Origin of the sequence: Actinoalloteichus fjordicus, assembly GCF_001941625.1 — a bacterium.
Classification (GTDB): domain Bacteria; phylum Actinomycetota; class Actinomycetes; order Mycobacteriales; family Pseudonocardiaceae; genus Actinoalloteichus_A; species Actinoalloteichus_A fjordicus.
In genome coordinates, this window is the sequence record NZ_CP016076.1 from 556636 (window position 1) to 570881 (window position 14246).

13 protein-coding genes are annotated in these 14246 nt (G+C 69.4%); all 13 read left to right on the forward strand.

The annotated features are described in order from the left end of the window. Nucleotides 1-220: 220 nt before the first annotated feature. Nucleotides 221-910 carry a demethylmenaquinone methyltransferase gene (locus UA74_RS02530; RefSeq protein ID WP_075738530.1) on the forward strand — a complete coding sequence of 230 codons (690 nt, stop codon included), beginning with the start codon at nucleotides 221-223 and terminating at the stop codon, nucleotides 908-910. Nucleotides 911-1466: 556 nt separating this feature from the next. Continuing rightward, nucleotides 1467-2792, forward strand: coding sequence for a geranylgeranyl reductase family protein (locus UA74_RS02535; protein WP_075738532.1), 1326 nt, complete (start codon nucleotides 1467-1469; stop codon nucleotides 2790-2792). A 150-nt stretch (nucleotides 2793-2942) separates the two neighbouring features. Continuing rightward, a complete protein-coding gene (locus UA74_RS02540) occupies nucleotides 2943-3308 on the forward strand; it encodes an NADH-quinone oxidoreductase subunit A (protein ID WP_075738534.1) in 366 nt (121 codons plus the stop codon). Nucleotides 3309-3347: 39 nt separating this feature from the next. Further along, nucleotides 3348-3899 (forward strand): NuoB/complex I 20 kDa subunit family protein, encoded by a 552-nt coding sequence (locus UA74_RS02545; protein WP_075738536.1) that lies wholly within the window; start codon nucleotides 3348-3350, stop codon nucleotides 3897-3899. 90 nt (nucleotides 3900-3989) lie between these two features. After that, entirely contained in the window at nucleotides 3990-4688 is a 699-nt protein-coding gene (locus tag UA74_RS02550) for an NADH-quinone oxidoreductase subunit C (RefSeq protein WP_075743329.1), read from the forward strand. Further along, the gene (locus UA74_RS02555; RefSeq protein WP_075738538.1) at nucleotides 4685-6106 is read left to right on the forward strand and encodes an NADH-quinone oxidoreductase subunit D; all 1422 of its coding nucleotides are present in this window, start codon (nucleotides 4685-4687) and stop codon (nucleotides 6104-6106) included. Before UA74_RS02550 ends, UA74_RS02555 begins: the two co-directional genes overlap by 4 nt. Next, nucleotides 6103-6900 carry an NADH-quinone oxidoreductase subunit NuoE gene (gene nuoE / locus UA74_RS02560; protein WP_083682872.1) on the forward strand — a complete coding sequence of 266 codons (798 nt, stop codon included), beginning with the start codon at nucleotides 6103-6105 and terminating at the stop codon, nucleotides 6898-6900. Before UA74_RS02555 ends, nuoE begins: the two co-directional genes overlap by 4 nt. Before the next feature lie 70 nt (nucleotides 6901-6970). Beyond that, nucleotides 6971-8311 (forward strand): NADH-quinone oxidoreductase subunit NuoF, encoded by a 1341-nt coding sequence (gene nuoF, locus UA74_RS02565; protein ID WP_075738540.1) that lies wholly within the window; start codon nucleotides 6971-6973, stop codon nucleotides 8309-8311. Next, complete coding sequence (locus UA74_RS02570) at nucleotides 8311-10881, forward strand: NADH-quinone oxidoreductase subunit G (RefSeq protein WP_075738542.1); 2571 nt, start codon at nucleotides 8311-8313, stop codon at nucleotides 10879-10881. The genes nuoF and UA74_RS02570 overlap by 1 nt, the downstream gene beginning before the upstream one ends. Beyond that, nucleotides 10878-12254: an NADH-quinone oxidoreductase subunit NuoH gene (gene nuoH, locus UA74_RS02575; RefSeq protein WP_075763767.1), complete on the forward strand. Its 1377-nt coding sequence runs from the start codon at nucleotides 10878-10880 to the stop codon at nucleotides 12252-12254. Before UA74_RS02570 ends, nuoH begins: the two co-directional genes overlap by 4 nt. After that, nucleotides 12241-12807: an NADH-quinone oxidoreductase subunit NuoI gene (gene nuoI, locus UA74_RS02580; protein ID WP_075763768.1), complete on the forward strand. Its 567-nt coding sequence runs from the start codon at nucleotides 12241-12243 to the stop codon at nucleotides 12805-12807. The genes nuoH and nuoI overlap by 14 nt, the downstream gene beginning before the upstream one ends. Further along, nucleotides 12804-13949 (forward strand): NADH-quinone oxidoreductase subunit J, encoded by a 1146-nt coding sequence (locus UA74_RS02585; protein WP_083682873.1) that lies wholly within the window; start codon nucleotides 12804-12806, stop codon nucleotides 13947-13949. The genes nuoI and UA74_RS02585 overlap by 4 nt, the downstream gene beginning before the upstream one ends. Next, the gene (gene nuoK / locus UA74_RS02590) at nucleotides 13946-14245 is read left to right on the forward strand and encodes an NADH-quinone oxidoreductase subunit NuoK (protein ID WP_069846307.1); all 300 of its coding nucleotides are present in this window, start codon (nucleotides 13946-13948) and stop codon (nucleotides 14243-14245) included. Before UA74_RS02585 ends, nuoK begins: the two co-directional genes overlap by 4 nt. The last annotated feature ends 1 nt before the right edge of the window (nucleotide 14246 follow it).

Below are 14246 nucleotides of genomic sequence, written 5' to 3' on the forward strand. Positions count from 1 at the left end.
GGCGGGCGACCGAGGGCGCCTTCACGTCGACGGTCGTGCGGGGGCGTCCGTCGAGACTCGCCGACGCCGCCGCCCGCGTGTCGTGGCGCGGCCGATGACGTCGATCACAGCAGATCACCGGTGGTCACCGGGCGGTCGCTGCTCGAATCGCCGCCGCCTGCGCCGTCAGCCACGCCCGCCGGACGCCGCGACCACGCCGGGCCCCAGTAGGCTGAGCGTCGTGGTGAGGGCTGGTCTGGACAAGGATCCTCGGGAAGTCGCCGACATGTTCGACGGCGTCGCGGAGCACTACGACCGCACCAACACGGTGCTGACCGGTGGGATGGACCGCTATTGGCGCCGGGCCGCGTTGCAGGCCCTGGCCGCGGCTCCCGGCGAGCGGATTCTCGACCTCGCCGCAGGCACCGGAGTCTCCACCGTGGAGATCGGCCGCTCCGGCGCGTGGTGCGTCGCCGCCGACTTCTCGTTGGGCATGCTGCGCCGTGGCCGAGGCCGGAACGTGCCGATGGTCGCGGCGGACGGGCTGGCGCTCCCCTTCGCCGACGGCTCCTTCGACGGGCTGACGATCATGTTCGCCATCCGGAACATGGCCGACACCGAGGCGGCGCTGCGCGAGATGTACCGCGTGGTGCGGCCGGGCGGACGCCTGGTGATCTGCGAGTTCTCCACGCCGACGATGCCGTTGTTCCGCGAGGTCTACTTCAAGGGCGTGCTGACCGCCCTGCCCTGGGTCGCGAACCTGGTGTCCTCGAACCCGGTGGCCTACTCCTACCTGACCGAGTCGATCCGCTCCTGGCCAGACCAGGAGGGCCTGGCACGGCTGATCGGCGCCGCGGGCTGGGAACGGGTCGCCTGGCGCGACCTCACCTTCGGCGCGGTCGCCCTGCACCGGGCCACGCGTCCCGCCTGAGAGCCTGTCTTTGATCCTCCTCCGTCGTGAGCGGGGATCAGCGTGGATGAGCTGCAAGGCGGAGGAAGGAGGCATAACGGAGTTATGTTGACTGACGACAACGCCGCAGATCGCCGCGCTGGCCCCGCGCAACTCCGAAAGTGGGGATTAAAGACAGGCTCTGAGCCCCGAGGTGAGTTCGGCGTGAGGTCTTCGTGAGTTTCGTCTCGATCTCGCGCCGGTCCGCCCCGGCCGCGCAGGCCTCCCGAGTCGGGCCTCGACGGCGGGACCGGATGGACCGCGCACCGTCGGCGACCGGGTGACCGCGCGTCCCCGCTTGCCGCTCCCGGCCGCCGCCTCCCGGCTCGCGGCGTGATCTGACCTGGTCGCCGGGGGCGGGGAGTTCGTCGCAGACTCCTGCGATCCGGGCCCTCGGCCGTCTCTCGATCCCGTTCCGGTCGCCGTGGGCGGGCTACACCCCGGCGACCGGTCGAGGCGGGCCGGCGGCCTGAACGGGGGTCGACGCCGTGACCTAGACTTCCCCGCAGACTTAGTGAACTCGTTCACAAGGAGTGGAATGAGCGGGGGCGATGACGTGACCTCATCGGAGCAGGCCGGCAGGCGTCGCGACGGTGACGACGCCCAGGTCATCGTGGTCGGGGCGGGTCCGGCGGGCGCGACCATGGCCGCGTACCTGGCCAGGGCGGGTGTCGACGTCCTGATGCTGGAGAAGTCGACCTTCCCCAGGGAGAAGGTCTGCGGCGACGGGCTCACGCCTCGCGGGGTGAAGCAGCTCATCGACCTGGGCATCGACACCAGCGAAGAAGCGGGCTGGCTGCACAACAAGGGCCTGCGCGTCCTCGGCGGCGGGGTGACGCTGGAGCTGGACTGGCCGCAGTTGGCCACCTTCCCGCCCTACGGCGTCGTCCGCCCGAGGCAGGACTTTGACGACCTGCTCGCAGGCCACGCCGTCCGTGCGGGTGCCAGGATGCAGCAGGACACGACCGTCACCGGCGCCATCGTCGAGGACCGCACCGGCCGGGTCACCGGCGTCCGGGCCAAGACGGGCCCGGAGCGGACGCTGGTCTCCTACCGTGCGCCGCTGGTGATCGCGTGCGACGGGGTGTCGGCCCGGCTGGCGTTGTCGGTGGGCATCGACAAGCAGGACAACCGCCCGATGGGCGTCGCCGTCCGCCGGTACTACCGCAGCCCCCGGACCAACGACGACTACCTGGAGTCCCACCTGGAGCTGTGGGACCGCAGTGACGCGGCCAATCCCCGTCAGCTGCCCGGCTACGGCTGGCTGTTCCCGGTCGGCGACGGCACGGTGAACGCCGGGCTCGGCATCCTCTCCACCTCCAAGGCCTACGGCAAGACCGACTACCGGGCGCTGATGAAGACCTGGCTGGCGGGCACGCCTGCGGAGTGGGGCTTCCGCGAGGAGAACGCCGTCGGCAAGATCCAGGGCGCCGCCCTCCCGATGGGCTTCAACCGGACCCCGCACTACCAGGCCGGGCTGCTGCTGGTCGGCGACGCGGGCGGGATGGTGAACCCCTTCAACGGCGAGGGCATCGCGTATGCGATGGAATCCGCCAAGCTGGCCGCCGACTGCGTGATCCACGCGCTGGCTCGACCCACCGCCGCCTCGCGGGAGCAGGCGCTCCGGCACTACCCCGTCGCGCTCAAGCAGGCGCTGGGCGGCTACTACCGGATGGGCAACATCTTCTCGAAGCTGATCGGAAACCCGCTGGTCATGCGCACCGCGACCCGGTACGGGATGCCGATCGAACCCCTGATGCGACGGTTCGTGCTGAAGCTGCTCGCCGGCCTCTACGACCCGAAGGACGGGGACGCGATGGACCGGTTGATCACCACGGCCACGCGTCTGACGCCCAGCGCGTGAAACCGGCAGGCAGGCAGCGGTTCGGCCTGCGGAGCACAGTCATCACTTAGGGCTGCCTAACAAGAACAAGACCGAAACCCACCCCTTAGGGTTCCAGCGGATGGCGGCTCAGCCACCCTGGATGGCAAGGATGAAAGGACGGCGGACGACGTGTTGGAGTCTTACCTCCCGCTCGTGTTGCTGTTCGCGTTGGCGGCTCTGTTCGCCTTGTTCTCGGTGACGGCAGCTCCTTACATCGGGCCGCGCCGCTACAACAGGGCCAAGCTCGACGCGTACGAGTGCGGGATCGAACCCTCTCCGCAGCCGGTCGTCGGCGGTGGCAGGGTCCCGGTCAAGTTCTATCTGACCGGCATGTTGTTCATCCTGTTCGACGTCGAGGTCGTCTTCCTCTACCCCTACGCCGTGGCCCACGAGGCACTGGGTGTGTTCGGACTCTTCGCGGTCGGGACCTTCCTCATCGCCGTCACGATCGCCTTCGTCTACGAGTGGCGACTCGGCGGCCTGGACTGGGATTAGTCGAGCAGCAGCGGTCGTCGGGGAGGAACGCGAGAGACCATGGGACTTGAAGAGAAACTGCCGAACGGCATCCTGCTGACCAGCGTGGAGAAGCTGGTCAACTGGACGCGGAAGACGTCGATGTGGCCCGCCACCTTCGGGTTGGCCTGCTGCGCGATCGAGATGATGACCTCAGGCGGATCGCGGTACGACATCGCGCGCTTCGGCATGGAGCGGTTCAGCGCCACTCCGCGTCAGGCGGATCTGATGATCGTCGCGGGCCGGGTCACCAACAAGATGGCCCCGGTGCTGCGGCAGATCTACGACCAGATGCCGGAGCCGCGCTGGGTGCTGGCGATGGGCGTCTGCGCCTCCACCGGCGGCATGTTCAACAACTACGCGGTGGTGCAGGGCGTCGACCACGTCGTGCCGGTGGACATGTACCTGCCCGGCTGCCCGCCCCGGCCGGAGATGCTGCTGGACGCGATCCTCAAGCTGCACGCGAAGGTGATGGACGAGCCGCTCGGTCCGAAGCGCGCCGCCGCGCTCGCGGAGAGCGGCCACCGCACCGAGCTGGTGCCCTCCTCGGTTCGTTACGCGAAGAAGAAGTGAGCGGGTGACGCACTCGTGAGTGACGAGATCGACAAGAAGCTGCCGGACCGAGGTCCGCTCGCGGGCGACGGCAGGACCAGCTCTGCGGACATGACCTCCCGCGACGAGGCCGAGCACGAGGCGCGCGGCGGAGTCGTCGCGGGCCGGGCCCGCCAGGGCATGTTCGGCGTGCGCGGCAGCGGTGACACCACCGGTTACGGCGGACTCCGGCTGCCCGCCTACGTCCCCGCCGCCGCCCAGCGCCCGTTCGGCGGCTGGTTCGACCAGTTGGCCGACGAGCTGCTCCTCGCCTTCGGCGAGCGCGGCATCCCGGCGGACGCGATCCAGCAGATCACCATCGACCGAGGTGAGATCACCTTCTACCTGCGGCGCGAGCACCTGCTGGAGACGTGTAGGACGCTGCGCGACGACCCGGCCCTGCGGTTCGAGCTGTGCAGCTCGGTGTCCGGAGTGGACTACGGCGTCGACGTGCCGCTGCGCCTGCACTCGGTCTACCACCTGACCTCGATGACGTACCGGCGGCGCATCCGCCTGGAGGTCGCCGTCGACGTCGACGACCCGCACATCCCCAGCGTCGTCGAGGTGTACCCCACGGCGGACTGGCAGGAGCGCGAGGCCTGGGACATGTTCGGCATCATCTACGACGGACACCCGGCGCTGACCCGAATCCTGATGCCCGACGACTGGGACGGCCACCCGCAGCGCAAGGACTACCCGCTCGGCGGAATCCCGGTGGAGTACAAGGGCGCGGAGATCCCGCCGCCGGACCAGCGGAGGTCCTACTCATGAGCAGAACCCACAGCACCAGCCCCGAGGCAGAGGGCGGCGACACGGTCGCCGACGTCACCACGGGCACCGACACGAGTCCGACGGGACAGACCAGCGGCCGCGATCCCTACGAGGCCACCTCGCGGCGGACCACCGAGGGCCAGGTCTACAACGTCAGCGGCGGCGACTGGGATGAGATCCCCACGTCCTCGGAGCACGACGAGCGCATCGTCATCAACATGGGTCCGCAGCACCCGTCCACGCACGGCGTGCTGCGACTGGTGTTGGAGCTCGAAGGCGAGACGGTCACCGAGTCTCGCGCTGTGATCGGCTACCTGCACACCGGCATCGAGAAGAACGCCGAGTACCGGACGTGGACGCAGGGCGTGACGTTCGTGACGCGAATGGACTACCTCGCGCCGCTGCACAACGAGACCGCCTACTGCCTCGGCGTGGAGAAGCTGCTCGGCATCACCGCGCCGCGCAGGGCCGACATCATCCGGGTCCTGCTGATGGAGCTCAACCGGATGAGCTCGCACCTGGTCTACCTGGCCACCGGCGGCATGGAGCTCGGCTCCACCACCGGCATGGTGTTCGGCTTCCGGGAGCGCGAGGAGGTCCTGCACCTGCTCGAGTTCCTGACCGGGCTGCGGATGAACCACGCGTTCATTCGGCCGGGCGGGACCGCGCAGGACCTGCCTCTGGGGTACGAGCAGAAGATCCGCGACTTCCTGAAGCTCATGAGCATGCGGATGAAGGACTACGACAACCTGTTCACCGGCCAGCCGATCTGGCGGCGCAGGCTGGGCGGCGTCGGATACCTCTCGCTGGACGGCTGTCTCCAGCTCGGCATCACCGGCCCGATCCTGCGGTCCGCCGGACTGGCCTGGGACCTGCGCAAGGTCCAGCCGTACTGCGGGTACGAGGAGTACGAGTTCGACGTCCCGACGCTCACCGAAGGTGACGCCTTCGCGCGGTATCTCCTGCGCGTCGAGGAGATCCACCAGTCGATGAGCATCATCGAGCAGACACTGCCCAAGCTCGCGGAGACCGAGGGCGAGCCGGTGATGGTCGCAGACGGCAAGGTCGCCTGGCCCGCCAAGCTCACCATCGGCCCGGACGGCCTCGGCAACTCGTTGGAGCACGTCCGCAAGATCATGGGCCAGTCGATGGAGTCGTTGATCCATCACTTCAAGCTGGTCACCGAGGGCTTCGACGTGCCTGCCGGTCAGGTCTACGTGCCGGTCGAGTCCCCGCGTGGCGAGCTGGGCTACCACCTGGTCTCCGACGGCGGCACCCGACCGATGCGCGTGCACGTCCGGGAGCCCAGTTTCGTGAACCTCCAGGCCTTCCCGGCGATGACCGAGGGCGGCCTGATCGCGGACGCCATCGTGTCGGTGGCCTCAATCGACCCGGTGATGGGTGGTGTGGACCGGTGACGAGTCATTCCGAGCAGGCCGCCGAGACGGGCGCGCCGACGAGCAGCACGACCGCAGGCGCGGCGGAGACCGCCCGGCCGATCGACAAGCCCGACGCGGCACTGTTCGACGGCATCCGGGAGAAGGCCGTCCAGGTCGTCGCCCGCTATCCGCAGTCCCGATCGGCGCTGCTGCCGCTGCTGCATCTGGTGCAGTCCGTCGAGGGCTGCGTCACGCAGGCGGGCATCGCGTTCTGCGCCGAGCAGCTCGACCTGAGCACGGCCGAGGTCAGCGCGGTGGCGACCTTCTACACGATGTACAAGCGTCGTCCCTGCGGCGAGCACCTGGTCAGCGTGTGCACCAACGCGCTGTGCGCCACGCTCGGCGGCGACGACGTCTACGCCAGGCTCAAGGAGCGGCTGGGCGTCGGTCACGAGGAGACCTCGGGCGAGCCGGGCACACCGGGCTCGATCACCCTGGAGCACGCCGAGTGTCTGGCGGCCTGTGACCTGGGACCGGTCCTCCAGGTGAACTACGAGTACTTCGACAACCAGACGCCGGAGTCGGCGCTGGAACTCGTGGAGGCGCTGCAGCGCGGTGAGCGTCCCGCTCCGACCAGGGGCGCACCGCTCACCGACTTCAAGCAGGCGGAGTTGCAGCTCGCGGGCTTCTTCGACGGGCGTGAGTCGGACCTCGCGGGGCCGTCGGCCTCCGACGAGACGGTGCGGGGCGCACGGCTCGCGGCCGAGCGGAGCTGGACCGCGCCGCCGATGCCGGAGGACGTGGAACTTCCTCCGGTTCCGGAGAAGAAGTGATGCGCGAACCGCGTGGTGTCAGACGCCGGTCAGGCAAGCGCCGGGTGGGCAAGCAGGGAGTAGAACGGCGATGAGTGAACCGAACTCGACGAAGACCTCGTCGAACGGGGTAGCACCCCTGACCCCGGTGCTGACCCGTCGGTGGCTGTCCCCCGAGTCGTGGGGGCTGCGCACCTACGAGCAGTTGGAGGGCTACTCCGCGCTGCGCAAGGCACTGGACGCCCACCCCGATCAGCTCGTCACCTTGATGAAGGACTCCGGGCTGCGCGGGCGTGGCGGTGCGGGCTTCCCCACCGGCATGAAGTGGGGCTTCATCCCGCAGGGTGACGGCAAGCCGCACTACCTGGTGATCAACGCCGACGAGGGCGAGCCGGGCACCTGCAAGGACATCCCGCTGATGATGGCGGACCCGCACTCGTTGGTCGAGGGCGTCGTCATCACCTCGTATGCGATCCGGGCGAACTTCGCCGCGATCTACGTCCGGGGCGAGGCGCTGCACTGCATCCGCAGGCTCACGGCCGCGGTGAACGAGGCCTACCGCGCCGGCTATCTGGGCAAGAACATCCTGGGCTCCGGCTTCGATCTCGACGTCGTGGTGCACGCGGGTGCGGGCGCCTACATCTGCGGCGAGGAGACCGCCCTGCTCGACTCGCTGGAGGGCAAGCGCGGCCAGCCGAGGCTGAAGCCGCCGTTCCCGGCGACGGCGGGGCTCTACTCCTCGCCCACTGTGGTGAACAACGTCGAGACGATCGCGAGTGTTCCCTACATCGTCAACGGCGGCTCCGACTGGTTCCGCAAGATGGGACGCGAGCGCTCGCCGGGCCCGAAGATCTACTCGCTGTCCGGCCATGTGGAGCGGCCCGGCCAGTACGAGGCGCCGATGGGCAGCACGCTGCGGGATCTGTTGGAGCTCGCGGGCGGCATGAAGGACGGCATCCCGCTGAAGTTCTGGACCCCCGGCGGCTCCTCCACCCCGATGTTCACCGCCGAGCACCTCGACGTGCCGCTGGACTTCGAGGGCGCGGCGGAGGCCGGGTCGATGCTGGGCACCACCGCACTGCAGATCTTCAACGAGACGGTCTCGGTGCCGTGGGCCGTGATGAAGTGGACCGAGTTCTACAAGCACGAGTCCTGCGGAAAGTGCACCCCCTGTCGGGAGGGCACCTACTGGCTGGTGCAGATCCTCCAGCGGATGGTCCGCGGCGAAGGCCGGGAGTCCGACATCGAGACGCTGCTCGACGTCTGTGACAACATCCTCGGCCGTTCGTTCTGCGCGCTGGGTGACGGCGCCGTGAGCCCGATCACGAGCGCGATCAAGTACTTCAAGCAGGAGTTCCTCGACCTCTGCGAGAAGAACAGGAATGGCACCGCGGCAGACCCCGCGAGTCCCGCTCTGGCAGGAGCCCGCTGATGACCTCTGTTGTGAACAAGACCGATGCCGCGCCGGTGCCCGAGGGACACGTCCGGCTCACCATCGACGGCATCGAGGTCGACGCGCCCAAGGGCGAGCTGCTGATCCGCACCGCGGAGCGGCTGGGCATCGTGGTGCCCCGGTTCTGCGACCACCCGCTCCTCGACCCGGCGGGCGCCTGTCGCCAGTGCCTGGTCGACGTGGAGATGGGCGGTCGGAAGATGCCGAAGCCGCAGGCCTCCTGCACGATGACGGTGGCCGACGGCATGGTCGTCAACACCCAGCGCACCTCGCCGGTGGCGGACAAGGCGCAGCAGGGCGTGATGGAGCTGCTGCTCATCAACCACCCGCTGGACTGCCCGATCTGCGACAAGGGCGGCGAATGCCCGTTGCAGAACCAGGCGCTCAAGCACGGCCGCACCGACTCGCGGTTCCACGAGCACAAGCGGACCTTCGCCAAGCCGCTGGCCGTCTCCAGCCAGGTGCTGCTGGACCGGGAGCGCTGCGTCCTCTGCCAGCGCTGCACCCGGTTCTCCAAGGAGATCGCGGGCGACAGCTTCCTGGACCTCCTGGAGCGCGGCTCCCAGCAGCAGATCGGCACGGCGTCGACGGCGGTCACCGAGGGCGGCATCACCGCGAGCGGCGGCCTGACGCTGCTGGAGGGCGGGGAGTCGACTGCGGTCGCGGGCGGCGACCAGAGCTACTTCTCCGGCAACACGATCCAGATCTGCCCGGTGGGCGCGCTGACCAGCGCCGCCTACCGATTCCGGGCGCGCCCCTTCGACCTCGTGTCGACGCCGGGCGTCTGCGAGCACTGCTCCTCCGGCTGCGCCGAGCGCACCGACTGGCGGCGGGGCAAGGTCACTCGCAAGCTCGCGGGCGACGACCCCGAGGTCAACGAGGAGTGGCTGTGTGACAAGGGCCGGTTCGCCTTCCGCTACACCACGGCGGCGAATCGACTGCGTCGGCCGCAGGTGCGCGACGCCGAGACCGGCCTGCTGCGCGACGCCTCGTGGACCGAGGCGCTGCGGGTGGCGGCCGAGGGCCTGACCGCCGCGCGGGACGGCCGGGGTGCCGCGGTGCTGACCGGCGGCAGGCTCACCGTCGAGGACGCCTACGCGTACAGCAAGTTCGCCAGGATCGCCCTGAACACCAACGACATCGACTTCCGCGCCCGGCCGCACTCGGCCGAGGAGCTGGCCTACCTCTCCTCGCAGGTGGTGGGCAGCTCGCCGGAGTCCGGCGGGGTCACCTTCGCCGCGATCGAGGCCGCGCCTGCCGTGTTGTGCGTGGCCTTCGAGCCGGAGGACGAGGCGCCGATCGTCTTCCTGCGGCTGCGCAAGGCCGCGCGGAAGAAGGGCACCAAGGTCTTCCACCTCGGCCAGTGGTCCACGCCCGGCGTGCGCAAGACCACCGATCGACTGAACCCCGGCAGGCCGGACCCCGGCGGCGGGCTGCTCGCCTGCGTCCCCGGCGGCGAGGCGGCGGCGCTCGACGCGCTGCCGACCCACGCCGAGGACGTCGAGAGCGCCCTGGCCTCGTCGAACGCCGTGATCCTCGTCGGAGAGCGGGCGGCAGAGGTGCCGGGACTCTTCTCCGCGGTGCTGCGTCTCGCCGAGCGCACCGGGGCGAAGGCGGCCTGGATTCCGCGTCGTGCCGGTGAGCGCGGGGCGCTGGAGGCGGGCGCGGTCCCGACCCTGCTCCCCGGCGGCAGGCCCGTCACCGACGAGGCGGCGCGCAACGAGGTCGAGCTGGCCTGGGGACTGCAGGCGGGAACCCTGCCCGCCGCCCCCGGACGCGACACCTCGCAGGTCCTCGCCGCCGCTGCGGCGGGCGAACTCGACGCGCTGGTCGTCGGCGGTGTCGACCCCGACGACCTGCCGGACCCGGAGCTGGCCGAGCGGGCCCTGAACAAGGTCGGTTTCCTGGTCAGCCTGGAGCTGCGCTCCAGCGCGGTCACCGAGCGCGCCGACGTCGTGCTCCCGATCGCTCCCTCGGTGGAGAAGTCGGGCAGCTACCTCAACTGGGAGGGACGCGCGCGGCCGTTCGCCACGACGATCGAGGGCACCGGCGTGCTGCCGGACTGTCGGGTGCTGGACACGCTGGCCGTCGAGATGGATGCCGATCTGTTCACTCAGACCTCGGCTGCTGCGGCGGGCGACCTCGCCCGGCTCGGCCGCCACGACGGCACCAGGGCACCGGCACCGACCGTGTCGCCCACGACCCGGCGCGCGCCGACCGCCGACCAGCTCAGCCTGGCGACCTGGCGGCAGATGCTGGACAACGGCTCCCTCCAGGAGGAGGAGCCCAGCCTGGCGGGCACCGCCCGCACCCCGGTCGCGCGGCTCTCGCCCGCGACCAGCGCCCGGCTCGGGCTCGCCGAGGGCGATCTGCTCACGGTGCGCACCGAGCGGGGTTCGGTGGCCCTGCCGCTGAGCCCGGCTGACCTGCCCGATGACGTGGTCTGGCTGCCCGCCAACTCCGGTGACTCGACGGTACGGCGCAGCCTCGCAGCCGGACACGGTTCGCTGGTCTACCTCGACGGGGTCCAGAACGGAGGAGCCCGATGAACCCCGCAGCCGAGCTGCTGGTCGACGACCCGATCTGGCTGATCCTGATCAAGGTCGTCGTGATCTTCGCGATCCCGATCGTGATCACCATCCTGATGATCTGGGCCGAACGTCGCATCATCGGCCGGATGCAGCAGCGCCCCGGCCCGAACCGTGCAGGCCCCTTCGGCATTCTGCAGTCGCTGGCCGACGCCTTGAAGCTCGCCTTCAAGGAGGACATCCGGCCCGCGATGGCGGACAAGTGGGTGTACTTCCTGGCGCCGATCCTCGCGGCCATCCCGGCGCTGCTGGCGATGGCGGTCATCCCGCTCGGCGGCGAGGTGACGATCTTCGGCGAGCGCACCGTGCTCCAGGTCGCCGAGGTCCCGGCGGGCGTGCTGGTGGTCCTGGCCTGTGCCTCGGTCGGTGTCTACGGCATCCTGCTGGCAGGCTGGGCGTCCGGTTCGCCGTATCCGCTGTTCGGCGCGCTGCGCTCCGCCGCCCAGGTGATCTCCTACGAGATCGCGATGGGTCTGGCGATCGTCAGCGTCGTCTTCTACGCCGGATCGCTGTCGACCTCGCAGATCGTCGAGGCCCAGATGCAGCAGGGCTGGTTCGCGATTCTGCTGTTCCCCAGCTTCCTCATCTACCTGGTCTCGATGATCGGTGAGACCAACCGGGCGCCCTTCGACCTTCCCGAGGCGGAGTCCGAGCTGGTCGGCGGCTTCCACACCGAGTACTCCTCGCTGAAGTTCGCCATGTTCTTCCTCGCCGAGTACGTCAACATGGTCACGGTCTCGGCGCTGGCGACCACGATGTTCCTCGGCGGCTGGGCCGCCCCGTGGCCGCTCTCGCAGATCGGCGACGGCGTCCTCAACACCGGCTGGTGGCCGCTGTTGTGGTTCGCGTTGAAGCTGGCCGCCTGTCTGTTCCTGTTCATCTGGGTGCGGGCCGCACTGCCTCGGTTCCGGTACGACCAGTTCATGCACCTGGGCTGGAAGGTCCTGGTGCCGTTCGCGCTCGGCTGGTTCGTGTTGGTCGCGGCGATCCGCGTGCTGCGCAACTCCGAGGGCGTCAGCCCGATGCACATCATGATCGTGTTGGGTGTGCTGCTGGTGATCGTGGTCGCGGGCAGCTTCCTGATCCCGGATCGGGCGGCTCCGCAGGACGAGGGGCCACCGGTGTCGGGCAGCGGCTATCCGCTGCCGCCACTGGACCTCAAGGTGCCCGACGTACCTGTTCGGCGCAGTGTCTCCGCGACCTCGGGCGACGAGCCCGCAGGCGTCTCGGGCGGCACCAGGCGCGGCGCGACTCGCTCCGTGGGCAAGGCGGACGACTCCGCTTCTTCCGCACCGGCCAGCTCCCCCAAGGAGGGCGGCGATGGGACTGTTTGATCCCCTCAAGGGCTTCGGCGTCACCTTCTCGACGATGTTCAAGAAGGTGGCCACCGAGGAATACCCTGAGGTCAAGAAGATTCCGGCGGAGCGTTTCCACGGCCGCCACCAGCTCAACCGGCACCCCGACGGACTGGAGAAGTGCGTCGGCTGCGAACTGTGTGCCTGGGCGTGTCCCGCCGACGCGATCTTCGTGGAGGGCGGCGACAACACCGAGGAGGCCCGCTACTCGCCCGGTGAGCGTTACGGCGCCGATTACCAGATCAACTACCTGCGCTGCATCGGCTGCGGACTCTGTGTCGAAGCCTGCCCGACTCGGTCGTTGACCATGACCACCGAGTACGAGGTCGCCAACGACAACCGGCAGGACCTCATCTTCACCAAGGAGGACCTGCTCGCTCCGCTGCTCGCGGGCATGGAGCAGCCGCCGCATCCGATGCGTCTCGGCAAGGACGAGCAGGACTACTACGTCCACGGCCCCGAACTCGCCAGGAAGGCCGGCGTTCCGGCAGGCGCCACGGTGGAGACCGGTTCTGAGGAGGCCCGCCGGTGAGTCTCGACATCCTCACCGCCCTGCCCGCTTCGGTGTCCGGCTCGGTGCTCGCCGCGGTGGCACCGGGTCAGGCGCCCGCAGCGGACGTGATCGGCACCGGGGAGGCCGTCGCCTTCTGGATCCTCGGACCCGCCGCACTGCTCGGTGCGCTCGGCATGATCTTCGCCCGCAACGCGGTGCACTCCGCGCTGTGGCTCGTGATGACGATGCTCTCGCTCGGTGTGATGTACATGGTCCAGCAGGCGCCGTTCCTCGGCGTCGTGCAGATCATCGTCTACACCGGCGCGATCATGATGTTGTTCCTCTTCGTCCTGATGCTCGTCGGGCGAGACAGCGCGGACTCGGTGGTCGAAGTGCTGCGCGGCCAGCGACTGCTGGCGGCGCTCTTCGGCATCGGCTTCGGCATCCTGGTCGTCGGCGCACTGGCCCGCTCGCTGGAGTCGGTGCAGTCGGTGGGCCTGGAGCACATCAACAGCGCGCCGGACGGCAACGTCGCGACGATCGGTGAAATGCTGTTCACCGACTACCTGTTCCCCTTCGAGCTGACCGGGGCTCTGCTGGTGGTCGCCACGGTGGGTGCGCTGGTCTTCGTGCTGGTCGACAAGCGCGACAAGGTCCGCCTCACCCAGCGGGAACGGGCCGACGCCCGCTTCCGGGGCGAGCTGTCCCGACCGTCGCCGCTGCCCGGCCCCGGCGTCTTCGCCACGGCCAACTCGGTGGCCACTCCGGCCCTGCTGCCGGACGGCTCGGTGGCGCCGGAATCGCTGTCGGCACTGATCGAGTCCACTGCGGTCGATCGCCTCGACGCAGAGGCCGCGACCGTCTCGGGTAGCGTTCCCGCGCCGGACGCCGGGGAGTTGACCTCGGGCGGACGGCCTGCGGCGCAGCAGCCGACGACGGACGCCGAGTCCGAGGACGCGTCGGCTGGATCTGACTCCACTTCGGCTGAGGGCGCCTCGGGTGAATCTGATGCCGCCTCGGGGAAGAGCGCCTCGGCGGGGTCCGAAGGTGCGTCTGCGGAGTCTGATGCCGCCTCGGCGGGAAAGAACACCTCGGCGGGATCTGATGCCGCCTCGGCGGGAAAGAACACCTCGGCGGACGCCGAGGGGACCGACACCAGTGGTGAGGAGGGTAGGGCGTGACACCGACCTACTACCTGCTGCTCTCGGCGCTGCTGTTCACCATCGGCGCCGTGGGCGTGCTGGTGCGACGCAACGCCATCGTGGTCTTCATGTGCGTGGAGCTGATGCTCAACGCCGTGAACCTGACGTTGGTCACCTTCGCGAGGATCAACGGAACTCTGGACGGCCAGATCATGGCCTTCTTCGTCATGGTCGTCGCGGCGGCCGAGGTGGTGGTCGGCCTGGCCATCATCATGTCGATCTTCAAGACGCGTCGATCGGCCTCGGTCGACGACGCCAACCTGTTGAAGTACTGAG